23 protein-coding genes are annotated in these 23216 nt (G+C 39.4%); 19 read left to right on the plus strand and 4 right to left on the minus strand.

The annotated features are described in order from the left end of the window. Nucleotides 1-27: 27 nt before the first annotated feature. Entirely contained in the window at nt 28-3246 is a 3219-nt protein-coding gene (locus HRU23_00090; GenBank protein ID NRA52528.1) for a transporter substrate-binding domain-containing protein, read from the plus strand. A 214-nt stretch (nt 3247-3460) separates the two neighbouring features. Further along, a complete protein-coding gene (locus HRU23_00095; GenBank protein NRA52529.1) occupies nt 3461-4930 on the plus strand; it encodes a methyl-accepting chemotaxis protein in 1470 nt (489 codons plus the stop codon). Nucleotides 4931-5149: 219 nt separating this feature from the next. On the opposite strand, the gene HRU23_00100 is transcribed toward HRU23_00095, so the two are convergent. Together HRU23_00100 and HRU23_00105 are read right to left on the minus strand one after the other, a co-directional pair. Further along, nucleotides 5150-5722: a hypothetical protein gene (locus tag HRU23_00100; GenBank protein ID NRA52530.1), complete on the minus strand. Its 573-nt coding sequence runs from the start codon at nt 5720-5722 to the stop codon at nt 5150-5152. 759 nt (nt 5723-6481) lie between these two features. Beyond that, nucleotides 6482-6766, minus strand: a complete 285-nt coding sequence (locus HRU23_00105; protein ID NRA52531.1) for a hypothetical protein — start codon at nt 6764-6766, stop codon at nt 6482-6484. A gap of 465 nt (nt 6767-7231) precedes the next feature. Here HRU23_00105 and HRU23_00110 point away from each other — a divergent pair, with 465 nt between their 5' ends. The 13 genes from HRU23_00110 (at nt 7232) to HRU23_00170 (ending at nt 17645) form a co-directional block, all read left to right on the plus strand. Beyond that, nucleotides 7232-7681 (plus strand): SMI1/KNR4 family protein, encoded by a 450-nt coding sequence (locus HRU23_00110; GenBank protein NRA52532.1) that lies wholly within the window; start codon nt 7232-7234, stop codon nt 7679-7681. Between the two features lie 178 nt (nt 7682-7859). Continuing rightward, complete coding sequence (locus HRU23_00115; GenBank protein ID NRA52533.1) at nt 7860-9524, plus strand: hypothetical protein; 1665 nt, start codon at nt 7860-7862, stop codon at nt 9522-9524. A gap of 27 nt (nt 9525-9551) precedes the next feature. Further along, the gene (locus HRU23_00120; protein NRA52534.1) at nt 9552-10004 is read left to right on the plus strand and encodes a response regulator; all 453 of its coding nucleotides are present in this window, start codon (nt 9552-9554) and stop codon (nt 10002-10004) included. A 51-nt stretch (nt 10005-10055) separates the two neighbouring features. After that, on the plus strand, nt 10056-11723 hold the full coding sequence (locus HRU23_00125) for an EAL domain-containing protein (protein NRA52535.1): 1668 nt from the start codon (nt 10056-10058) through the stop codon (nt 11721-11723). A 391-nt stretch (nt 11724-12114) separates the two neighbouring features. Further along, the gene (locus tag HRU23_00130; protein NRA52536.1) at nt 12115-12567 is read left to right on the plus strand and encodes a GNAT family N-acetyltransferase; all 453 of its coding nucleotides are present in this window, start codon (nt 12115-12117) and stop codon (nt 12565-12567) included. Nucleotides 12568-12643: 76 nt separating this feature from the next. After that, a complete protein-coding gene (locus tag HRU23_00135; protein NRA52537.1) occupies nt 12644-13033 on the plus strand; it encodes a VOC family protein in 390 nt (129 codons plus the stop codon). Between the two features lie 71 nt (nt 13034-13104). Then, nucleotides 13105-13821 carry a divalent cation transporter gene (locus HRU23_00140; GenBank protein NRA52538.1) on the plus strand — a complete coding sequence of 239 codons (717 nt, stop codon included), beginning with the start codon at nt 13105-13107 and terminating at the stop codon, nt 13819-13821. A 24-nt stretch (nt 13822-13845) separates the two neighbouring features. After that, nucleotides 13846-14361 (plus strand): pilin, encoded by a 516-nt coding sequence (locus HRU23_00145; protein NRA52539.1) that lies wholly within the window; start codon nt 13846-13848, stop codon nt 14359-14361. 53 nt (nt 14362-14414) lie between these two features. After that, nucleotides 14415-14819: a DUF1801 domain-containing protein gene (locus tag HRU23_00150; GenBank protein NRA52540.1), complete on the plus strand. Its 405-nt coding sequence runs from the start codon at nt 14415-14417 to the stop codon at nt 14817-14819. Nucleotides 14820-15137: 318 nt separating this feature from the next. Beyond that, nucleotides 15138-15656 carry a M23 family metallopeptidase gene (locus HRU23_00155; GenBank protein ID NRA52541.1) on the plus strand — a complete coding sequence of 173 codons (519 nt, stop codon included), beginning with the start codon at nt 15138-15140 and terminating at the stop codon, nt 15654-15656. 52 nt (nt 15657-15708) lie between these two features. Then, the gene (locus tag HRU23_00160) at nt 15709-16311 is read left to right on the plus strand and encodes a class I SAM-dependent methyltransferase (protein NRA52542.1); all 603 of its coding nucleotides are present in this window, start codon (nt 15709-15711) and stop codon (nt 16309-16311) included. Nucleotides 16312-16405: 94 nt separating this feature from the next. Continuing rightward, nucleotides 16406-17050, plus strand: a complete 645-nt coding sequence (locus HRU23_00165; protein ID NRA52543.1) for a rhomboid family intramembrane serine protease — start codon at nt 16406-16408, stop codon at nt 17048-17050. A gap of 67 nt (nt 17051-17117) precedes the next feature. Continuing rightward, a complete protein-coding gene (locus HRU23_00170; protein NRA52544.1) occupies nt 17118-17645 on the plus strand; it encodes a DinB family protein in 528 nt (175 codons plus the stop codon). 75 nt (nt 17646-17720) lie between these two features. Here the strand turns inward: HRU23_00170 and HRU23_00175 are convergent, their stop codons facing one another. Further along, a complete protein-coding gene (locus HRU23_00175) occupies nt 17721-18560 on the minus strand; it encodes an SDR family oxidoreductase (GenBank protein NRA52545.1) in 840 nt (279 codons plus the stop codon). A gap of 91 nt (nt 18561-18651) precedes the next feature. Continuing rightward, the gene (locus HRU23_00180; GenBank protein NRA52546.1) at nt 18652-19812 is read right to left on the minus strand and encodes a phytanoyl-CoA dioxygenase family protein; all 1161 of its coding nucleotides are present in this window, start codon (nt 19810-19812) and stop codon (nt 18652-18654) included. A 114-nt stretch (nt 19813-19926) separates the two neighbouring features. Here HRU23_00180 and HRU23_00185 point away from each other — a divergent pair, with 114 nt between their 5' ends. The 4 genes from HRU23_00185 to HRU23_00200 all read left to right on the plus strand — a co-directional run bounded on the left by HRU23_00185 (nt 19927) and on the right by HRU23_00200 (nt 23129). Continuing rightward, nucleotides 19927-20952, plus strand: coding sequence for a LacI family DNA-binding transcriptional regulator (locus HRU23_00185; protein NRA52547.1), 1026 nt, complete (start codon nt 19927-19929; stop codon nt 20950-20952). A gap of 61 nt (nt 20953-21013) precedes the next feature. Further along, nucleotides 21014-21547 (plus strand): GNAT family N-acetyltransferase, encoded by a 534-nt coding sequence (locus HRU23_00190; protein ID NRA52548.1) that lies wholly within the window; start codon nt 21014-21016, stop codon nt 21545-21547. Nucleotides 21548-21672: 125 nt separating this feature from the next. Then, complete coding sequence (locus HRU23_00195; GenBank protein ID NRA52549.1) at nt 21673-22479, plus strand: helix-turn-helix transcriptional regulator; 807 nt, start codon at nt 21673-21675, stop codon at nt 22477-22479. 92 nt (nt 22480-22571) lie between these two features. Next, nucleotides 22572-23129, plus strand: a complete 558-nt coding sequence (locus tag HRU23_00200) for a YbhB/YbcL family Raf kinase inhibitor-like protein (protein ID NRA52550.1) — start codon at nt 22572-22574, stop codon at nt 23127-23129. Nucleotides 23130-23216 lie beyond the last annotated feature (87 nt).

A 23216-nucleotide genomic window follows, 5' to 3' on the forward strand; every position in this document is an offset into this window, starting at 1 on the left:
TTATTGAAGCGTAAAGAAGGGAATCTTATGCGGATTAAAGTAGGAAATAACAAATATCAAACATCGATACGATTGACCGTCTTAGGTGCGTTTATATTTGCAAATGTTCTGATTGCTTGTGTCGCGATCGGGCTCCAATATTATTTTAGTAAGGGCATTGCGACCGAATCAGCTTACGCATCATTCGATGCTACCGCTTCTCAAACTGCCACATATCTTGAGCGAATCGATCAACAAGCGACTTCATCGACCAACACCTTAGCCAGTTACCCTAATATTGTCGACGGTGACTCAGTGGGCGCACAAACGCAATTGTTATTTGCTCAAACGATGCAAAACACCCCTAGTTTTTATTCAGCTTTTATTGGTTTTGAAAATGACGATCTCTATCAATTAATCAATCTAGAAACCAGCTTGGAAGTTCGGCGGACTTTAAAAGCATTACCAAGCGACCGTTGGTGTGTAGCAACGATATCGATTGAATCGGGGCAACGTATTAGAAGAGTTTATTATTACGATAACGACTTTGTTTTGCGAAAATCGACGGCAGAAGTTAGCTCTTATTTGGCGACTTCACGCTCTTGGTATATCGACGCTAAAGCTAATGATATACACAAAACCTTACCCTATATGTTTAAAAGTATAAAAGCACCTGGGCAAACATATTCTAAGATTATCCCCGGAACTCATCACGTGCTAGCTGTAGATATAGCACTTTCATCACTGTCATTACGCTTGCAACAACGAAAAATTGATGGAGAAGGCGAAATCTATCTGTACCAAAGATCGGGTGAAATCATTGCGAGCAATCAATCTAACCCATTTGAGGATATTCTGACCGAGGTAAAGCCATTAACCTTAACAGAACAACAACAGGCGTTAGTTGCCTCACTAAAGACAGTAAGAACCGCTAATTTTAACGATTGGTTACCGATTGATTTTATGGCCTCTGGTGAACCCCAAGGTTATACCATGGATATTTTGGCGATAATCGCGGAAAAAACAGGCTTGTCTTTTGATTATATTAATGGAAAATCTTGGCCACAGTTACTCGAACTTTATCGCAACGATAAAATAGATCTATTACCATCAGTTTCCGGCAGTGCAGCTAAACTAGGTCTTGGCAATCTATCGGGCTCTTTTATCAATTTACCCTTTGCTGTCATCACTTCACATGGACAACCCGAAATTTCAAAGGTTGGGCAACTCAATGGTAAACGGCTGGGCATTAGTACTGGTAACGTGATTATCAGCTCAATTCGTCAAAACTACCCTAAGATCCAATTGATAGAATATCCATTATTAAAAGATGTTTTTAACGCGGTTCAAACAGGGAAAGTCGATGCTGGCATTGACAGTAAAGTAGTATTAAGTCATACCGCTAAACAGTTATTTATTGATGATGTAAAGTTTCACCCGAGTCTAGACTTTTCACCGTTTGAAATAGCGGGTTCTTTGCATATGGCTAGCAAAAACATACCCTTATTAGAGCTTATCAATCAAGCAATCGAATCAATTAAGCCGCAGTTAAAAGCCCAGCTAGCTCAAAAGTGGGGCGTGAGATCAAATAAACGAATTATTAATAAATCACAAGGCGTTGTACCCTATAAATTATTAATAGACTTAGTTAATTTACCTGAAAATTTCAATAAAATATCTCATCATGAAATTGCAGGAATACCACATTTTGTCTATGTGAAAGAATTAGCCAATGGGGAAATGTTTACCGTTGTTGTCCCAATTTCTCGGGTGTTAGGGAAAAGTTTGACCCAAATTCAATGGTCAATGACCATCACTGGTATTTGTTTATTGGTGATGTTATTGCTTTCTTGGATGTTTGTTTCACCAATTGTTAATCCGATCCGCAAGTTATCACTACAAAATAAATTGATTAAACAAAGACACTATGACCAAGTAACACCGATCGAAAGCAATATTATTGAGCTAGAAGAGCTGTCGCAGTCGATGATTGAAATGAGTAAGTCGATTCAGCAACACGAAAAAGAACAAGCCGAGTTGCTCGAGTCATTTATTAAAATTATTAGTCAGGCCATTGATGATAAATCTCATTACACCGCTGGTCATTGTGCCCGTGTGCCCGAAATAGCTATGGCACTAGCGAAAGAAGCATCCAATAGTAAGCATGGACCATTTGAAAACTTTTCGTTTAAAAATGAGAGTGAGCTTCGCGAGTTTAACATTGCCAGTTGGTTACATGATTGTGGCAAGATAACCACACCGGTACACATTGTCGATAAAGGCACTAAATTAGAAGTAATTTACAACCGGATCCACGAAATACGGATGCGATTTGAAGTATTGTGGCGCGATGCTGAAATAGACTACTTGAATAAAAAAATAGCCTCGCCAGATAATGAACCTAGCGATGCGACTGAGCTGGATGCTGTACGACAAAAACTGCAACAGGATTTTGCGTTTATTGCCCAAGCCAATATTGGCGGTGAATTTATGGACAGTAAACATATTGAACAACTAAACTCATTGGCCAATACTACTTGGCAGCGTAATTTTGATGATGGTTTGGGTTTATCACCGGTTGAAGATACGGCGCGAAGAGCACAAAAAATTGAGTTACCTGCGACTGAGTATTTATTGGCTGACAAACTCGAACATGTTACACCGCGCAACGGTTCAATGACATTTGAGCCTAAATTTGGGATCAAAATGGATATACCACCCAATGAGAGCAATCATGGCGAATTATATAATCTATCGATTGGTCGTGGCACGTTAACCCCTGAAGATCGCTATATTATCAATGAACACACTATTAGCACGATTAAAATGCTAGAGGCGCTGCCATTACCACCTGAGCTGTCAAATGTTCCACGTTATGCATCTACTCATCATGAGACATTAATTGGTACTGGTTATCCGCGTAAGTTGAGCGCAAAAGATCTTTCGATCCCAGAAAGGGTCATGGTGGTAGCCGATATATTCGAAGCGCTGACAGCGGCAGACCGTCCCTACAAAAAAGCAAAACCTGTTAGTGTCGCAGTCGATATACTTCATAAAATGGCACTCGACCAGCATCTTGATATCGATGTGTTTGAATTATTGCTGACCAGCGGAATTTATCTTAGCTATGCCAATAAGTATATGGACGAAGCTCAGATAGACACCGTAGATATTAACAAGTATATCCGCTGTCGTCGCGACGAGGGTCCAGTCAAAGATAGAGGAACTGTAAACAAATCGCGGGTTACGGAAAGTGAAACTAGCTAATGTTGGTATTTTTCGTGTGCTAACCATCGCCTAATTGTTAATTAGGCTGGGTTTTTAGGTTGGAGGCTTTAGGTCGGAGGCCTTAGGTAAGGGGCCTAGGGTGCTTGTACGCTAGCTGTCTTTTAATTTAACCGTAAAAACTTGTTCGATATTAATCTCGTTTATCCAATAGTTATCTATAATCAAAATCATTGGATAAATGAGTATAAAAATTATGAACAAAACCAATAAACTATTTACTTATCTTTTTACGGCGTTATTTATCGAAAGCTTATTTCTAGGTTTCTATTTCGATTCATTTTTATCGGCTTTTGTCATTGGCTTACCTGCATTACTTATCCCACTTTATTTTTATCGAGTAGCGCCAACTGCGACGCTGACCAAGCACATATCGGCACTTTCAACCATGCTATTTTCTGCGTTGCATATTCACCAAGCAAACGGCATGGTTGAGATGCACTTTGAAATTTTCATTTTGATGGCTTGTTTAATTATTTACCAAGACTGGAAAGTTTTTATTACCGCAATTGTGGTGGTTGCTGTGCATCATGTCTCATTTTATTTCTTGCAAGTTAATGGCGTTGGCGTTTTTATCTTTGAACCAGATCGACTCGCATTCTCGATGGTGATAATTCATGGAATTTATGCCATTGCTGAATCACTAATCGCTGGCTTTATGGCAAAAAAAATGGCGGATGAATCTAAGGTTGGTGATGAGTTATCGCGGGTAGCTAAAGAATTGGCGTCAGATGCTAATGCCATTGATTTGAGCATTAAAACCGTCGCAAATAATAACAGCACCTTACTGTCATTTAACGAACTGTTAGATCTTTTATATCGCGTTATTTATCGAGTAAAAGAGCAAGTTGAGGAACTTAACATCAATTCCAATAATTTGATGGCCACAAAAGTTGAATTGGAACAGTCATCGTTTCAGCGTCAAGAGAAAACAGCAGAAATAGCTACCGCGGCAGAGCAAATGGCAGTAACCGTTGCATCTATCGCGCAAGAAACGAATCAATTAAGCGATAAAATGCAAGAAGCGAACAATTACACTCAAGAGACTAATGACTATATTGTTAAAATAAACGAACAAAATAACAATTTGACCTTGGCACTGGAAAATACCAGCGCTCATGTTACCGAACTTGCTAACTCAACCGATGCAATTTCAAATGTATTAACCGAAATTACGAGCATTGCAGACCAAACAAATTTATTAGCTTTAAATGCTGCGATTGAAGCTGCCAGAGCAGGAGAACAAGGCAGGGGCTTTGCTGTGGTTGCCGACGAAGTGCGGGCATTAGCAAATAGAACGAAAGAAAGTACTGATAAAATCGGTGGCACATTATCACTTTTACAAAATTATTCTAAACTAACAACCGATTCAATGACCAATAGCATTGAAACGGTTCAGTCAGTTATTGAAAGTGCCGATATGGCGCAGCAAAAAATAGCTCAAGCATCGAGTTTAGTTGAACAAGCGAGTGCCGTATCAATTAGTGTCGCTGCTGCGATTGAACAACAAGCGATGACCACTGAAACCATCGCAGCCAACGCCGAGGTACTAAGGGGTACGGTTGAGGGGGATATCGAAAAAGTAGCAACCTTAGGTTTAGAAACAACCCGAGTAAGTGATACAGCAAGTGAAATGGATGATAATATTTCTCGTTTTAAATTTTAACTTCACCAGGCTCGGCTATTAATTTTTAAGCTAATTGTATCGTGCAAATACACTTAATAGTTCGGTCTGGGTTTACCCTAACATCAAATAGTTTATACCTATGTGGCACAGTCAAAACAATAACGTTATGAGTATGCTACCAGTAGTATAGTAAAACCCGTCGATGACATTACGCGTCTGCGACGGGAAGCTGGGGGCTAATATAATTTTATTACAAGGTTACTCGAATCGAGCTTTAATCCCAGCAATGGCCGCTTCACCGTCTGGCGGTAACAATAACAACCAGTTGCCATCATGTAACTTTAACCGTTGTACAATATCCTTACTAGCAGACAGACCATTAATATTCATCGTGAGAGTATAACTGACGTACGCAAGGTCATTTTTGTGTGCAACATTAACAATTTCAAACTGTGACGACTTCATCAAGGTAAGGGTTTTTGGCTGAGCTTTAGCAATTACATCATTAAGTCGTTTGTATGCTGCCTTATCGGTCAGCATGTTATATTGAGATAAATTTCGAACCGAAAAAAGCGGTAGTAACTCTCGCTTCGCAAGTTCTTTTTTATTACCCATTAAAGCGTTTGTGATGGTAGTTCTGAATTTTTTAAGCGCCTGCGGATGCATTAAGTTGGACATGCTAACAGTATCGTATACCTTTACTGACTCATAATACTTACCAATACCAATACCAATACCAATACCAATAGCAATCTCAACATCTGACACTTCTGTCGCGTGGGCTGACAGGGTTAATAATAGTCCTGCAATTAATATAGAAATATTTTTCATTGTTATTCCTCTTTAAGTTTATCGAAAAATTACAAGTTACCTTGCGACGATCAAATCTTGTTAACCTTGGTGCACGAGAATATTTAAAGCAAATTCGCTCAAGATATCTACAAGTCTAGTTTTTGAAATAACAAAAATACAGCAATGGCAGGAAATTTATCGACTACGAGGAGTTCGTTGGTTATGGAGCAAATGTGTGGGTGAATTTAGTCTGAGATATTAACGTGTTCTCTGGGCAGTAATTCATACCTATTAGGAATGAGAGCAACACAGGATTAAAGGGTTTTATCAAGCACAGGTGATCACCTAATTAATGGGATTGGCTCTGTTCACCTTAAATGTAGCTAGCTTCGTAATACATTGAAAGTGTTGGTGTTTGATAAAGCAAGCTTGTGCAGTATGTTCTTACATGGATGTAAGATATTAGGGCAATGCATTTAGGCCATGGACGGGCGTAATTAGAGTAACGCAGGAGCGGTTACCGAGGAGCTATTGCCTAGATGCTGCGCCAGAGCCTCGAACGTAGGTATAACCCTAATGCCAGCGGCATGAGGAAGTCCGCCGAAGTAGAGATGGATTTACGGCAACGTGCTGTTCAAATGGCAACACTTTAGTAAAACAGAGTCAATGGGATTGGTATCAGACCAACTAGTTAGACAAACACCCTAAGGTTAACGCTCGTTGCACTAACCTTAGGGTGTCGTTGAAAAGTGAAACCAGACAATGAAAACGGGATTATCGCTGTGTGATGTTCAGAAATTATTTTATAATTGAAATATCTGTATGTTCGACCACAGTTTTGGCATCTGCTCGCTCAATTATTTTTACTAATGTGGTTTGAATCGTTTCATCTTTGCGCGCATCTCCTTTGCTGAAAAATCGCTCCTCTTGAGCTTGTGCTCCTTTTTCTATGATGAAACCAACAACGACTTCTGATGCACTGCTCTCTGACTGACCCAAATAGGTGATGGTAATTTGAGGGTAACCCTGAAATCCATTCTTAACTCTCTTTGCTATGCGTTTGGTCGATTTATCTAAATTCATAATAGGTACCTAGAAGAAATATCATGCCGTAATAAACGGCTAAGGAATAGTTGGTTAAAATGTGCGGCGAAACGGCCCAGATTAAGCCCGAATAGCAAGACAGCGCTAGCTTATTATAAATGGCACATTAATCATAATTTAATTGACCCTATGTGATGCCACTCATCACAACTCGAATAGCTGATGAAATTTAAATACAGTACTGAAAAACATCGAGCAATTGAGTTGTTAGACATTTGTTAGGCCGGAGTTAGGTATATAGCTCTGGCCTAACAAGATAAAAATACTTTTTTCGTCATTTTATCGCTAATTATTTCTGCTTAATATTGATAGTCGGGTTTAAATTCCAGAGTTTTAAATGACAAATTTGGTAAAAAACAGTTGGCTTTTACTGGTACCTCGCTAATATTAGCGACCTAATTTTTTACCGCTTGCAAGACGTTAGCTTTATTGGAGTATTTTCAAATGAATAGTATTGATCTATTTGTAACAAACTGGGGCAGTAAAAGCGCTATGGTCCCGATAGATAGTAATGATATTTCAGAGCTAGAATCAAAATTGAAGGTTTTTTTACCCGATTCATATAAGTATTTAATATCTAGCTATGGTTTGGTTCATAGCCCAAATGTTTTAACTAAAATCTGTGACTTAGGCGTTGATATTTCTGAAGTTCAAGATTTTTTGAGTTTAGACGATATATTTTCACTATCACAGTTGTATGAAAAGACAGGCATGCCAAAAGGACATATTTTGTTTGCGTCTGACTGTAAAGGCAATATGTTTTGTTTCAAGCATAGTGATTGTGAAAGTAAGCAAATAGATGCCCCTGTATGGTTTTTTAACCAAAACCTTTGCACTATAACAAAAGTGTCTAACTCTTTTAGTGAATGGCTTGAGCAGTTCAATCAACTGTAATGCTTCAAATTTATTGAGCAAAGCCGTAATAAAGTAAATGCTGTTCTGATACCACAACCGAAGAAATGTTAACTATTCGAAATTAAATAACTAAAATTTAGAAATTTGTGATTTTTTTGTCACCACCGTGTGCTGTTGTGTAATACAATGTAACGAATAATACTTAAAAAATTTTTATATGCTTAAACATTTTTATATTGAAGAAGAACATCGACTTCCCAGTTTTATTGTGATCGGTGTAGTAATAATTTGTATATTGCCTTTTATTTTGCAGCTGTTTGGTGGTGATTTTGGTAATGCCACTCACGTACATGACATACCTCATAACCCTATAACTTCCCCGATGACAACTGATGATATGTTTTATCATTTATCAGGGGGGTTTACGCATGCATTACTCGAATGGACTGCATTTAGCGCCGCTATTTTTGTAGTATTATTGGCTTTTTGCCATTATTCCATCACCAATGATATAACAACTCCAGTGATCGGGGTTGCGTTGTTTTGCGCCGGCGCGATGGACGCATTTCACACTTTGGCTGCCACTAGATTAATCAGCGCTGTTGCAGAAAATAAAGATTTAATTCCATTTACCTGGGCGCTGTCTCGGGTTTTTAACGCGGTTATTATGATTGCTGGCGTCGGGTTATTCCTATCGGGGCGAAAGACAAATCAAAATAATGGATTTAAATTTATAATTATTACCAGTTTGGTCTTTGCTTTGATTGGTTATTTACTCATTCATTTTGCAGCGACTAGCTCGAACTTACCGCAAACTCAATTTCCAGATTCAATCATTCGCCGTCCATATGACATTGTACCGTTGATTCTCTTTCTCTTTGCTGGCTTAGTTATTTATCCGTTGTTTGCAAAACGCCACCCTAGTATTTTTGCCACCGCATTATTGCTAAGTGCCTTACCCGAAGTTGCGGTGGAATTACACATGGCTTTTGGCTCACAACGTTTGTTTGATAGTGACTTTAATATTGCTCACTTTTTAAAAATTATTGCTTATGTAATCCCTTTAGTAGGGTTGGTGTTAGATTATATACAGACTTATAAAACTCAAATAAAGCATCATGAACAATTAAAACTTGCTCATGACACCTTAAACGGCAAAGCATTTGAATTGGACCGAGCCAACAAAAAATTGACCCAATCGAATGCTGAATTAGAAAAGTTTGCTTATATCGCTTCTCATGATTTGCAAGAGCCGCTTCGAAAGATTCAAGCGTTTGGAGACAGGTTGCATAAACGAGTTTCAGTGATTGATGACGAAAAAGCGATTGATTATATTGCGCGAATGCAAAATTCCTCAACCAGAATGCGCAGTTTAATTGATGACTTATTGAAATTCTCTAGGGTTGGCAGTGACGAATATATCTTGAAAAATACTGATCTTAACAAAGTGCTAAAGAATGTCATTGGCGATTTACAGGTCAGTATTAATGAAACGTCTGCTCAAATTCATATGGATCAATTACCAACTATCGCCGGTGAAAGTAATAAGCTTTATCAACTATTTTTAAACTTGTTAACCAATGGACTTAAATTTACTAAAGATGACCAAGCTCCAATTATTAACATCACGTGTCAGCAAATAGTAAAGGATAAGATTAAATATTGGAAAATTGAAGTACAAGACAATGGTATTGGTTTCGAGCAAGAGTATGCCGAGAAAATATTTGAAGTATTTCAGCGGTTACATGGTCGTAGCCAATATCAAGGCACAGGCATAGGCTTGGCTATCTGTAAAAAAATAGTAGAAATGCACAATGGCATAATATACGTTGAGTCAGAGCTCGATAACGGTGCATGTTTTATTCTATTATTTGAAGCATAAGAAAAACAAAAGATTTGAGGAAAAGTAATGAGTGAAGGTTTAACCCAGATAAGAATACACATGTGTGACGATGATCCTGATGATCAATTGTTGGTTAGTGATGCGTTAGAAGAAGCTCGCTTACGCAACCCCATTGATTTTACGAACAATGGTAAAGAGCTGTTACAGTATTTAAACCGGGAAGGTAAATTTAGTCATTTAGTTGACCAACCGCTACCTGGATTAATTTTGCTGGATTTGAATATGCCGGTAATGGATGGCCGTGAAGTTTTAAGTAAAATAAAACAACATAAAGAGTTCCGCTCAATACCAATCATTGTGTTAACCACTTCAAAAGCAGAAGCCGACATTGCTCGTACTTATGATATGGGCGTTAATTCTTTTATCATGAAACCTGTATCCTTCGATCGCTTAGTCGAAATGATCAGCTCTGTCACTGATTATTGGTTTAATTTAGTGTCTTTACCTCGAGTAAAGTAAACATCATTATCGATAAAAATAAAAAATAAAAAATAAAAAATAAAAAATAAAATGAATAAATATTCTAAATTTAAAGTTCTGATTGTTGAAGACGATGAAGATGATTACGTCTTATTGCAGGAATTGTTAACAGAAGCCGTCGGTGAGATTGGTGCTATTTATTGGGCAGAAGATTTTAAGTCTGCTCAAAAAAAGATAGCAAATGATAATTTTGATTTTTATTTCTTGGATAACCGATTAGGGGCCGAATTAGGTTTAGAATTGATTTGTGAGATAAAAGACAAATACGAGACTGCCCCTCCGATTATTATGTTGTCTGGCGTTGATGATTATCAAACCGATCTCGACGCAATGGAGAGAGGTGCTGATGATTATTTAATCAAAAGTGAGTTAACCCCTCATCTCTTAGAAAGGACATTACGCTACTCATTAAAGAGTAAAGATTTAGAAGCTAAACTTGCAAAGCTAGCTCATTTTGATGGCTTGACCGGTTTGTATAATCGTAGCCTTTTTAATGAACTATTGATTAAATCGATTCAAGAAAGTGAACGTTCAGGACAAAAATTTGCGTTAGTTACTTTAGATTTAGATAATTTTAAATTCATTAATGATAACTATGGTCATCCAGCTGGCGATCAGCTACTGACCAAGATTGCACGGCGGTTAAAGCACAGTATCCGCAGTTCAGATGTCGTGGCAAGATTGGGTGGCGATGAGTTTTCATTATTATTAAAAGATGTTCATGCTGACACTGACTTTGTTATGTTAGTCGAAAAAATCATGGATGTTTTTAAAACTCCGATTCAAGTTGACAGCAAAGCCGTGTCAGTCACAACCAGTGTTGGTATTTCAATTTATCCTACCGATACCAAAAATGCTAATGAGTTAATTGATCATAGTGATAGGGCGATGTATCAAGCAAAAGCTCATGGTCGCAATAATTATAGTTTTTATAATCAACAGCTGCACCAAGAAGCAATCCGTAAACACCAATTAGGGTTAGAGTTGCACAGTGCTATCGATAACGACCATTTGCTCTTGCATTATCAGCCTATTGTTGCTTTAAATAATGGCGAAATCGTATCTTATGAAGCGCTACTTAGGTGGCCGGATAGCCACAATGGCTTTCGCAATACTGAAGAGTTTATTGAAGTAGCAGAAGAAAGTAGTTTAATTCTAAAAATAGGATCTTGGGTTTTAAAACAAGCATGCTGGCAGCTGAATTCTTGGGCTGAGCAAGGAATTAACAACCGTAATATTTCTATTAATGTTTCAGCAAATCAATTCAATTCTGATGATTTTATCGAATTGGTGATGCAATATGCGCAAAAAATTCCAGAGTTGGCCCAGAAAATAACCTTTGAATTAACTGAACGAAAGCCGTTAGTTATGTCGCCCGACACAATAAATAGATTAGTCGTATTGGCTGACCAAGGCTTTAAGTTTTCAGTCGATGATTTTGGTATTGGTCATTCTTCTATTTCTTATTTGCGCGCATTCCCGATGAACTCAATCAAAATAGATAAGTCTATTATTCAAAATATATTAATATCGAGTGAGGATCTGGCACTTTGCACCGCCATTGTTGCTCTTGGTAAGGCTTTGAACTTAGATGTTATCGCTGAAGGTGTCGAAACAAAAGAAATTGAACAAGTCTTAATTTCCTTAGAGTGTCCATACGTTCAAGGTTATTTTTACTCCAAACCTATGCCTTTATAGCTGCGATTTTTTTATTAAACACCGAATACAAGTCCCAAGTAATAACCCTTTAAAAGTCGGGTTGTTATTTGGGGCTAATCTGGCGATTCGGTCCAAGCTGTCTCGAAGCCGCTAGGCAGCGTAATACCCCCGCTAATATGATAATTTCCCATGCAGGCAGCAATTAGCAATAACGTCTGTAAAATAGATCTATTACGCCAAACAATCACTGAAATAGATCACATTATCCCATGACAGCAATTTTTACTTTCAAACCGAAATAATCAACAAACTAAAATAATAACCGAAGATGAATTAATCGATTGAAAAGAATACAATTGTGACCTATGGTGGAGCTTAATCAGGTTGAAATTATAAATTCAACAGTTTCGTTAGGTTACAAGGAGTATCAATGAACGTTTTAGTTAAACGAGCAACACTTGATGATGTTGCCGGTGTTGCTGAATTATTTAATTCATATCGTATTTTTTACAAACAAGCCGAAAATGTAGATTTAGCGATACATTTTATATCTGAGCGTATTACCAATAATGAATCAGTGATATTTTTTGCGCATGACGATAATGATAATTACATCGGGTTTGCGCAACTTTATCCGATATTTTCGTCGGTATCAGCCCAACGTAGTTGGGTGTTAAATGATTTATATGTGTGTGAAAACCATAGAAAGCTCGGTGTGGCTCAACGATTAATGAAAGTTGCAAAAGAATTAGCGTTAGAGACCAATGCGAATGGTATATCGCTTGAAACAGCAGAAGACAACTATCATGCGCAAGCGCTTTATAACTCACTGGGTTATAAAAAAAGTGGCGATTATCATAATTATTTTTTGAGCCTATCTTAAAGTCGTTAGTGTGTATTGAGGTGTGGCTCACTTCGCGTAAGCTTGGTTAACAATTGATACGTTTCATGGTGAAAAAATGGATATTTGCCGAACTGGAATTATTTTAAACACGAAAAATTATGAGCAATGCGTATTATTTTATCAAACGTTGTTTGACCTCGAGCTGCTATTTCAAGAAACCGATGGTGATTTTAAACTCAGCTGTTTTGATTTTCTCGGTTCATATTTAATGATCGAAACCGGCGGTGTGGCACAACCAAATGAAAAATCGATCGAGCAAAGCGCGACAAAATTCCGGTTTAACGTTTCAAATATTGATGATGCGTTAGCTAAAATCAAGTCGCTTGGAATTTCAGTACAAATTAACAGAAATAGCTGGGGAACAACGATCAATATTTGTGATCCTGATGGCAATCGAGTTGGGATTAGAGATGAAGCAACGTTTATTGAGCAACTCACGCTCTAACTAGCTGCATATCTTTAACCTAATTTGGCTAAATCGGGGCTAAGGGCGCAGTTTATTCAACCAGGATAGTCATGTCTTTGTTAATTACAGTTGTTGTATCTTCGTTATTAGCAGGGCTGGCTATGGCACTTGGAGCCGCCGTTGCTAGTGTTGAAAAAATTGAGCAGCAATGGCTTGAACAAGAATTTAGGCACAGTGTAATGGCTTTTGGCGGTGGGGCACTGCTTTCTGCTGTCGCTCTGGTGTTGGTACCAGAAGGCATGGCCCATCTTGAACCTTTATCTGCTGCTATGTGGTTTATAGGTGGCGGATTTAGCTTTATGTTGCTTGATATCTTACTTTACAAAATAAATACACCAGCAAGTCAACTGGCGGCCATGTTATCTGATTTTATTCCTGAATCTATCGCATTAGGCGCGGCGTTTGCAACTGGCAGTAATAATGCGTTTTTACTGGCTGGTCTTATCGCATTACAAAATTTACCTGAAGGCTTTAGTGCATCGCGTGAGTTAAACGAGTCGGGGACATTTAGCCATCGAAAAATTATAACTATGTTTGCTTTAATGGCGCTGCTCGGTCCTGTGGCCGCTGTCTCTGGTTACCTTTGGTTGTCTGACTATCCCGTTATTGTTGCTGCCATTATGCTATTTGCGGCGGGGGGCATTCTTTATTCAATATTCCAAGACTTAGCGCCGCAAGTAAAACTTGAAAAACACTGGGCGCCACCGATGGGCGCTATTTTTGGCTTTGTACTTGGTATGATGGGTTTTATGATGACAAGCCATTGATGTTACGTCGAAAAGAGATTATTTATGTTATGTAAGAAAACGATTATTTATGGCATTGTTATCGGGGTCACTATTTCGGTATTGAGTTCAAAATTTATGAATGGTGCTGTTCCTGAGTCCAGTGACAACAAGGTGTACTTAGTTTCTGCTGCTCAATCAGAACTTACCGTCGCTAGTTACCGAAATTATTACATCCGTGCCAGTTTGGCTGGGGTTCTTGCTAATATTGGCCCGGTAAAAGCTCAAATATCGACCTATTACCAAATAATGGGCAAATTCCCTACCAGCAAGCAAGATCTTGATATCGCGGCATTTGATTTAGCAGAACATGATCATATTAATTGGGCAATGTTGACCGACAGCGGTGGTATAAAAGTGACGCTGTCTAATGAGCTTGGTATTAACAAGTATCTGGTCTTACAGCCTAAAACGTCAAAAAATGGTGCATTTATAAAATGGCGCTGCATGACTAATGTCGATGATAAATATTTAGGAATACGCCAGCATCGAATATGTGAACCGCTAGTAAGCATTAAGTAACGTCTCACATTGTGCAAGAGTAAATGGTGGTGTTTAATCGGAGATTGCTATAAATGCAATACGCAGTACAAGAGAAACTTGATAGTTACCCTGATCTGATCAACGTTATTTTATGTGAAATTCGTGCTTTGGTGCGCGACATTGTGCACGAAAATAATTTAGGTCAACTAGAAGAAACGCTGAAATGGGGCCAACTAAGTTATCTTGTTAAAGGTGGGAGCACGGTCCGTGTTGACTGGACCCCAAAGTATCCACTGCAATATTGCATTTATTTTAATTGTAAAACTAAACTCGTAGACACCTTTAGAGAGATATACCGGGATGTGTTCACCTTTGATGGTAATCGCGCCATTGTATTATGGGTTAATGAACCTATACCTAAAAAAGAGCTCCGGCATTGTATCGAGCTATCGTTAAAGTACAAAAGCATTAAAAATTTACCTTTGTTAGGCGTTTAACAAGGCTAACGCCGGTCTCGACACAGTAGCAGTTAACGAATTAACGTCGGGTTTAGGCTGTACCAGTCTTAAGATATAGGCAGTCAGAACTCAATATTGGTTTTAAAGGCCCATTGGCTTATTAATGACATAATTTAAGTTGATTATTTCGTGTTACCCAACAAGGTGTGCTCCCGTGAAAATGAATAATTATGGGCCGAGTGAATAGGGTTAGAGCACAGGTTGATTGTGCCAGTTTGAACGTAGCAGCTCGGCCGATGTAACGACGTTATGATCCGTTTAACCGTTAAAAATATTGATCTACTTTATGGAATTGATATGAAGTTACGTTATAAGCTATTTTGTGTCTTTGGATTTGTTCTTGTTGCTGGTTTTTTTATACCAGACACCCGAACGAATCCAGTATCTGGCGCAACACTTAACGACTGGCACCAAAACTCTTTTTGGTATGAACCTTGGGGCAGCTCTGGGGTACATAAAGGCATCGACATTTTTGCAACTAAAGGCACAGAACTTGTGTCATCGACCCCAGGCATTGTGCTATATCAAGGGCATTTGACTAAAGGAGGTCAAGTTATTTTAGTGCTTGGGCCCAAATGGCGGTTACATTATTACGCGCATTTAAACTCGATAAATGTTGATAAATTCGAATGGGTATCGTCCAATCAAAAAATCGGAACCGTGGGGGACTCTGGTAATGCCAAAGGAAAACCGTCACATTTACACTATTCTATTGTAACTATGGTTCCTTACCTGTGGCAGGCCAGCGCTGATAGCCAAGGCTGGAAAAAGATGTTTTTTCTCGATCCTGGCAAAAATATTACAGGCGCAAGGTAAAGTTAATAAAATATCAACGCCGACTTAATTACTTTCATGCAAGGATGTAGTGATGAATAAAGATTTTTTCAAGCACAAAGCTAAAAGTTATGAACAAGAGAGCCAGCGGGTAAATAATGTAGAGAATATTGCAAGCTTTATGATCAGTAATATCAAGTTTACGACGGATATGAAAATTATGGATTTTGGCTCTGGCACTGGTTTACTACTAGAAAAAATAGCACCTTTGGTCGGTAGTATCTGTGCAATTGATATTTCAACGTCGATGAACGAACAGCTCAATAAAAAACGAGCGGCTTTAGGCTGTGAACTTGAAATAATTGAAATGGATTTGACTAAATCAACACTGGATCGAAAATTTGATGGCATTATTTCGTCCATGACACTTCATCATGTCGATGATTTAACAGCCTTGTTTAAGCAATTTAAAGCCATGCTCAATAGTGGCGGTTTTATTGCGCTTGCGGATCTAGCGAGCGAAGATGGTAGCTTTCATACTGAAGATACTGGGGTATTTCATTATGGTTTTGAACCCAGTGAGTTGGAAGCTTTAGCTTTGCAAGCAGGCTTTAGTCAGATAAAAATTAACTCGGTCAGCACGGTTCATAAACCTTATGGTGATTATCGAGTATTAGCACTCTTTGCTAGAGCGTAATATTGCGACGACTAAGAACGACTCATGGCTTGATTTAGCTTGATTTAGGTTGATTCAGATAAGTTGGTTTAGAGTGGTTATCAAAGGAAGTTAAGTGTTTATACCTTACAAGGTTGAAATTGAAAATCAGATCCGTCCTGTGTCGAATCTACTGATTATTGCTTTAACCTTTATGTTTTTTATTGCGGTTAATGCCGGGTTTAGTTTAAGAGATTCTTATGTTTTGGATGGATTTAATACCAGCTTAATCTCTCATGGCTTTATGCATGCCAACTGGTTTCATATATTAGGAAATATGTATTATTTGTTGCTGTTTGGTAATGCAATTTGTTCTAGGGTTGGTAATGCGACATTTCCCTCAATCTATTTTTTACTGATTATATTTTCTGGTGCTGTGCACTTAATTATTGATGGCAACCCCGTAATCGGTGCTAGTGGTGCGGTTAACGGTGTGATCGGCATCTATCTTTTTTTGTTTCCGACATCGACCATCCGTTGCCGCTGGACCATCATCTGGTTAAGGGGCGAGGCATTTAGTATTAAAGCACTTTGGCTGATCGGGCTATGGTTTCTTCAAGATCTATACGGCGCTATTTACAGTGAAGCCGCCATTGCATATGTCGCGCATTTAGGTGGCTTGTTCGGTGGTTTAATTGCTGGTTGGCTGATGTATAGGTATAACTGGATTAAACGTACTGACGATGAACCTAATTTAACTCAGTTACTGAGAGGTCATTAGTTAATGATTAAACAAAATAATTTAGCGCTAAATAGCGCTTTTAATATGGTCTAAAGAGCTTAATAACATGAAATCAAACTTTGAATTAATGGCCGCGTATAATCAAAAAATGAACATTAGTATTTATGAGGTCGTTTCGAGGTTAAGTGAAGACGAGATAAAGCAACAGCGGGGCGCATTTTTTGGGTCGGTGCTTGGCACGCTAAATCATTTGCTGGTGGGTGATATTATTTGGCTAAAACGTTTCGCTCATCATGAGGCCAATTTCCCATCGTTGGACTATGTTAACGCACTTGAACTGCCAACATCACTTGATGCTACTTTGCATTCAACCTTTAGTGATTTGGCACACCAGCGAATAATAATGGATCAGCTGATTGTAAAATTTACCGCGGAGCTTACTGAGTTCGCTCTGACAAGTTCGTTGGTATATCGTAATACCAACGGTGTGTTGTTTAAGAAAAAATTTGGCTATTTATTGCAGCATTTCTTTAATCATCAAACCCACCACCGCGGTCAGGTATCTACTTTGCTTTACCAAGCTGGGGTCGATGTTGGGATCACCGACTTATTGATGTGTATCCCAGACGAGTAGATATATGACGCCGCGCTATGTTTTGATAAACAACCTGTGATGAGCAATCAGAGATAAACAAGCATTTCTTTAAAGTTAGAGCGCTAGCGGATCCGCAGGACGAGGTGTTTCATTATCGCCACAGCCGTTAACACCTTGGTCCATATCGATGATAGCGCCTGTCATCATGCCGGATTCTTTCGACAATAAAAAGCAAACGGTTCGAGCAACTTCTTCAGGCTTTAGCAGGCGCTTAAAAGGTTGCTTAGCTTCTATTTCAGTGAGCCAATCGTCAGATGCGTGATGATACTGTGTTTGAATTTCGTGCTCATGCGGTGTGTCCATCCAACCTATATTTAACGCGTTAACCCGAATTTTATTTCGTACGGTGCTAAAAGCAACGTTTTTAGTCAGCGTAGCAACGGCTCCTTTTGATACCGAATACGGCGTTAAGAAAGACTGGCCGCCATGACCTGACATCGAAGCGATATTAACAATAGAACCTTGGACACCGGTTGCAATCATTAACTTAATGCTGTCTTGCATTAAAAAAAATGGCGCTTTGACATTGGTTGCAAACATTGAATCGAAGAGCTCGGGCGATGTATCTAAAATTCCCCCACGGTCGGTTTGCGCAGCGCAGTTAACGAGGCCATGTAAGGTGCCAAAATGGTGTTTGGCAGCGGCTATCAGTTTGCGACAATCATCTACTTGGGCTAAATCAATTTCAATAAATTTAGCGTCACAACCTAACTCGGCTAATTCAGCTACCCGCATAGCACCACGTTGGACGTTCCTGCCGCAAATAATTAAACCTGCTGCGCCACGTGCTGCCAACGCTTTTGCCACCGTTGCGCCTAAGCCTTGGGTGCTGCCTGTGACGACAAAGTATTGATCTTGAAATTGTTTATCATTTAATGTCAGTGAATTAACCATGTTCTGAGTCCTTGCTAGGTTATTATTGATTTGTTAGTCTTGCTTGGTCTTCGTCTTCGTCTTCGTCTTGGTCTTGGTCTTCGTTTAAGTATTAGGCTTGACGCTGGTGGAATTTGTCAGCGAGTGCCTGTTTAAATTTGGCGACCCCCCAGTCTTGTTGTAAAGCACGCAGGGTCAGCGCTTGCATTGTTTCTGGTGCCATCTCGCCACTGGGTGGGTCGAGATCTAAATTGGTTGGAAACGAATAACCGTCGCCAGAACAAGCAATAATAGCATCCAACTCACTCTCACTTAAAGTCGCAGCGCGATATCTGGCGCGTAAGCTCGGGTAGATAGCATTAAGTATTTTTGTTCTATCAATTGATTCCATTGTTTTACCAAAAGCCGATGATATTTGCAGTAAATTTGCAGTGCGGTGTTGATCTTTGGTGTGGTTATGTCCAGCAGCATGAAACATCGCCGGATTAAAGAATATTGCATCGCCAGCACTGAGCGGTAGCTGCACATGATGCTGATTAAAATAACTGACGATGGCGGGATCGCGCCATGCCAGGTAACCTAATTCATACTGGTGTGAGAATGGCAGTAACTGCGTAGGACCAGTCTCGATTGGCATATCACTATGGGCAATGGCGCCTTGCAGGGTTAATTGAGTTGACATTTTATGCACCGAGCAGGGGTATTGCACACAAGTTTCCATGTTTTGGAACCCTAGGTGGTAATCACGATGTGGTTGCTGCGCTTTAGCACCGGGTCGTACGATATTTATTTGCGAACTCATTTGCCAGTGCGGGCCAAGCCAAGCCTCGGCAACCAAACCAATGACTGGGTTTTTGTAATAATCGATGAATAAGTCAGGCTCAAGCTCGGCTGTTTTTTGCAACGCATTCCAAATGCGACCATTCGCCCCGGTTGCTGCGAAATGATCACTACCTGATTGTTGTTCGCCTTCTCGGGTTAAAATACGATCAAAAAGTTGATTATGTTGGATAAGACTCGTTGAGCGTTTAACAACATGCTTGATAACTAATACCCCAGGCCCCTGGGTTGAGATGATTGAATGTAGCTCGCTTAACACAGCCTGTTTATCATGAGCAATCGAGCTCATCAGTTGCTTGGCGTCGTAAATAACAACATTTTTTTCAACGCCAGCCGCAAAACGATAATCGTCAAGTGAGATCGACTGTTCACAATGGTCGGCGAGCTGAGCGACAGAAACCTCACTGGTCTTGAAGTATATTTTATCTTTCATAATGTAAACGCCTTGTTCGAGGTTATGCAAACTAATGATTTGACAAAAATATTATCACTTCTTAAAGTAGTTAATAGCTCAAAATGACCCCAAAAACACCTCAGGAAGTTAAATATGCGTTCAGACCGCAAGTTTTCGATCAAACAAATTGCCGCACAGGCCGGCATGGGTAAAGCGACGGTTGACCGGGTTATTCATCAGCGAGGGCAGGTCAGCTACCAATCTGAGCAGCGTATAAAAATGGCTATTGTGGAGCTACAAGAGCAACAAAATGCCGTTATATTGTCTGGGCGGACGTTTTATATTGACGTATTAATGCATGCGCCCGATCGTTTTTGTCACGCGATAAGAGCGGCGGTAAATCAACAAATTCTAGAGATGTCGCCATTTCGCATTCGGCCACGGTTTCATTTGTTTGAACAAACAGATGTTCAGTCAATGCGTCAGCAATTATTGAAAATTGCCCAAACCGATAGCCATGGGGTAATTCTAAAAGCGGTTAACGATCCGCTCCTAGCCGAGACAATAAATGCGTTAAACGCGGCTAAAATTCCGGTTGTTACTTTGGTGACCGATTTACCTAACTCTCGTCGTTTGTCATATGTTGGCATGGACAATGAGCGCGCCGGAGATCTGGCTGCTTATCTCTTTAAACAGTGGCTTAATCATGAGGTTGAAGGGAAATTATTGGTGGTGATGAGCAACGAGTCTTTTAGTGGTGAAGCTGATCGCGTGAGTGCGTTCAAACAATCATTAGCGCAGTATTGTCCTAAGCTCGACATCGTATTATCACAAGGAAGTGATGGAGTCGACGCGCCAATGTACAGGAAAATTAGCAACTTAATAGCAACGACAGCTAATATTAAAGGGGTTTACAGTGTTGGAGGTGCCAATACCGCGATAATTGAAGCTTTCGAACAAATGGATCGTACGGTTGAAGTATTCATTGGCCATGATCTCGATTGTGATAATCGGTTGTTATTAGCACAGGGAAAGATTCAAGCTGTCATATATCATGATTTACAATGGGATATAAACCAAGCGTTTAGGAGTATTCTGCAGTATCATCGAATGTTAGAAAATGTCGTTATGAAAACATCAAAACTTGAAATTGTAACGCCATTTAATCTGCCTAATTAATCTGAGTTCTGGGTAAAGGTATTTGTAATTCTATCGTCTTATTATGTATTTAGAGGAAGCTATGTTTACATTACTAATTGGCAAAGGACTAGAGCTTGCATTGGTTGAGCGTTCATTTGCTGCAAAGTATTTAGAAATTGTTGAGCGAGAACGTGAGTATCTTAGTCAGTGGTTAGCTTGGCCGCCGCATGCTGACTGCGAAGATTTTTTTGTTAAATTTATCAATCAGTCACTGCATGACTACGCCGATAATAAATCGCTGGTATGTGCGATGATTTTTGACGGTGAAATTGTCGGCAATGTTAGTTTAAACACAATTGATCATTCCCTTAAAAAAGTTGAAATAGGTTATTGGTTAAGTTCTGCCTATCAAGGGCAGGGCTTGGTCAGTCGATCAGTATCGCAATTAATCGACATTGCGTTTACTGATTTAGAAATAGATAAAGTTCAAATTTCAGTGGCAGTAGACAACGCAGCAAGTCGCAAGGTGTGTGAGAGATTAGGGTTTTGTCTAGTAGGCATTAGATCTCAAGCTGAAAACTTAAATGGTCGCCTTGTTGACCATGCGGTATATACATTATTGCGAAATAACTAACTATACGGGTAACCATCGCATAAAGAATAATGATAAAGTTTTAATTTATTAATGAGTTAATTTCAGAATTGATAGGGCAATTAACTTGCTTACAACTGCTTTAAGTTTGGTCCATTAAGGAAATCATGGTAGATCTGCTAAATATTGTTAAAAATACAATTAACCCACAGTGCGAACAACCTTTTTCGGTTTATAGTTCAATTACCCAACAAAACTTGCTCAATGTGCCTATCGTTAAACCTTTACTGATTGTGGTGCTAAGTGGTAACAAAGAGCTCGGCAAAGACCATGAAATAAACTGCGCCAGTGGTAACTTTATCTTTTTGGCTGATAACCCGGCGATTAATATGCGTAACATTCCAAAAGATAAGGAATATTATGCGTTGCTAATTGAGTTTGACTATCAAGATTTCCAGGGACTTCAAGTCAATACTGGCAATCAAAAACGTTATTATGTCGGCGAAATAAACCAGACCTTAAGTAAATGCCTGCAGCAGTTTGTCGAAATCTCGCTATGGGCGCCCAAGCCACTGTGGTCATTACGAAAAAGAGAAATCATTGAGTTATTATGCCATTTGGGTCATCAAGAAATCTTGTCGATGGTAGGCACGTCGAACGTAACGCATCGATTGCATCAGATGTTTTGCGAACAAAGCTTTGAGCAATTAACCGTTGAATACATCTGTGACAAACTGGCGATGAGTGAATCGACCTTGCGTCGAAAATTAAAACACGAAGGCACCAGTGTCCAAGAAATTAAAGATCAAGCACGGTTAGGCTTAGGGTTACATTTATTGCAAACAACGTACTATGCTATCGGCTTGATCGCCCAAAAATGTGGTTACCAATCGCAATCTCGTTTTGCCGATCGTTTCAAGGGACGTTTTGGTTTAACGCCCTCTGAGCTTCGAAAAACTAAAATGGCGGATTAGGGCGAAAGAGAGATTGTTTACGGGCTAACAACAGATAAAAAACATATTAATATATCGATCAAACCAATTACAAATACCCAAGGATATATTATATGCGCCATACACTTAAACTTATTTCGGTTTTAACACTGAGCCTGTCAGCATCAGCCCTTGCAAGCTCTTTGACATTATCAAGCGATGACATCTCGCATGGACAAACTATGGCTAAAAGCCAAGAATTTAATGGTTTTGGCTGTGCTGGTGGCGATGTCTCACCGCAGCTTTCGTGGGCTAACGCGCCTAAAGCAACCAAAAGTTTTGCGATTACAGCCTACGATCCTGATGCCCCTACCGGCAGTGGCTGGTGGCATTGGCAAGTGGTCAACATTCCAGCTAACGTTAATCAACTGGCTGCTGGTGCTGGAACCGCTAAAGCCAACGATTTACCAGCCGGCAGTATTCAAATTAAAAATGACTACGGTAGCCGTAGTTTCGGTGGCGCTTGCCCGCCAAAAGGTCATGGTGTTCACCACTATCGTTTTACGGTACATGCACTTGGCGTAGCAAGTCTTGATTTACCCGCTGATGCATCTGGCGCGTTAGCAGGGTATATGATTAATTCACAAACTATTGAATCGAGTACCATAGAATCATTGTACCAACGCGACTAAGCACGTCATCGATGCCCCAATTATTGATTTTAATTAACAGTGCTGCTGTTAACTAAATACAATTGGCTCTGTTGTACTAACGTGTTG

The sequence above is a fragment of the Gammaproteobacteria bacterium genome (assembly GCA_013214945.1).
In the GTDB taxonomy this organism is placed as follows: Bacteria; Pseudomonadota; Gammaproteobacteria; order Enterobacterales; family Psychrobiaceae; genus Psychrobium.

Excerpts from the sequence above, each read along its gene's own strand:
- HRU23_00145 (NRA52539.1), top strand. The coding sequence starts at position 13,846 with ATGTTATGTAAGAAAACGATTATTTATGGCATTGTTATCGGGGTCACT.
- HRU23_00175 (NRA52545.1), bottom strand. The coding sequence starts at position 18,560 with ATGGTTAATTCACTGACATTAAATGATAAACAATTTCAAGATCAATAC.
- HRU23_00195 (NRA52549.1), top strand. The coding sequence starts at position 21,673 with ATGGTAGATCTGCTAAATATTGTTAAAAATACAATTAACCCACAGTGC.
- HRU23_00105 (NRA52531.1), bottom strand. The coding sequence starts at position 6,766 with ATGAATTTAGATAAATCGACCAAACGCATAGCAAAGAGAGTTAAGAAT.
- HRU23_00160 (NRA52542.1), top strand. The coding sequence starts at position 15,709 with ATGAATAAAGATTTTTTCAAGCACAAAGCTAAAAGTTATGAACAAGAG.
- HRU23_00150 (NRA52540.1), top strand. The coding sequence starts at position 14,415 with ATGCAATACGCAGTACAAGAGAAACTTGATAGTTACCCTGATCTGATC.
- HRU23_00135 (NRA52537.1), top strand. The coding sequence starts at position 12,644 with ATGGATATTTGCCGAACTGGAATTATTTTAAACACGAAAAATTATGAG.
- HRU23_00185 (NRA52547.1), top strand. The coding sequence starts at position 19,927 with ATGCGTTCAGACCGCAAGTTTTCGATCAAACAAATTGCCGCACAGGCC.
- HRU23_00125 (NRA52535.1), top strand. The coding sequence starts at position 10,056 with ATGAATAAATATTCTAAATTTAAAGTTCTGATTGTTGAAGACGATGAA.
- HRU23_00130 (NRA52536.1), top strand. The coding sequence starts at position 12,115 with ATGAACGTTTTAGTTAAACGAGCAACACTTGATGATGTTGCCGGTGTT.
- HRU23_00090 (NRA52528.1), top strand. The coding sequence starts at position 28 with ATGCGGATTAAAGTAGGAAATAACAAATATCAAACATCGATACGATTG.
- HRU23_00155 (NRA52541.1), top strand. The coding sequence starts at position 15,138 with ATGAAGTTACGTTATAAGCTATTTTGTGTCTTTGGATTTGTTCTTGTT.
- HRU23_00100 (NRA52530.1), bottom strand. The coding sequence starts at position 5,722 with ATGAAAAATATTTCTATATTAATTGCAGGACTATTATTAACCCTGTCA.
- HRU23_00120 (NRA52534.1), top strand. The coding sequence starts at position 9,552 with ATGAGTGAAGGTTTAACCCAGATAAGAATACACATGTGTGACGATGAT.
- HRU23_00200 (NRA52550.1), top strand. The coding sequence starts at position 22,572 with ATGCGCCATACACTTAAACTTATTTCGGTTTTAACACTGAGCCTGTCA.
- HRU23_00095 (NRA52529.1), top strand. The coding sequence starts at position 3,461 with ATGAACAAAACCAATAAACTATTTACTTATCTTTTTACGGCGTTATTT.
- HRU23_00115 (NRA52533.1), top strand. The coding sequence starts at position 7,860 with ATGCTTAAACATTTTTATATTGAAGAAGAACATCGACTTCCCAGTTTT.
- HRU23_00140 (NRA52538.1), top strand. The coding sequence starts at position 13,105 with ATGTCTTTGTTAATTACAGTTGTTGTATCTTCGTTATTAGCAGGGCTG.
- HRU23_00190 (NRA52548.1), top strand. The coding sequence starts at position 21,014 with ATGTTTACATTACTAATTGGCAAAGGACTAGAGCTTGCATTGGTTGAG.
- HRU23_00110 (NRA52532.1), top strand. The coding sequence starts at position 7,232 with ATGAATAGTATTGATCTATTTGTAACAAACTGGGGCAGTAAAAGCGCT.
- HRU23_00180 (NRA52546.1), bottom strand. The coding sequence starts at position 19,812 with ATGAAAGATAAAATATACTTCAAGACCAGTGAGGTTTCTGTCGCTCAG.
- HRU23_00170 (NRA52544.1), top strand. The coding sequence starts at position 17,118 with ATGAAATCAAACTTTGAATTAATGGCCGCGTATAATCAAAAAATGAAC.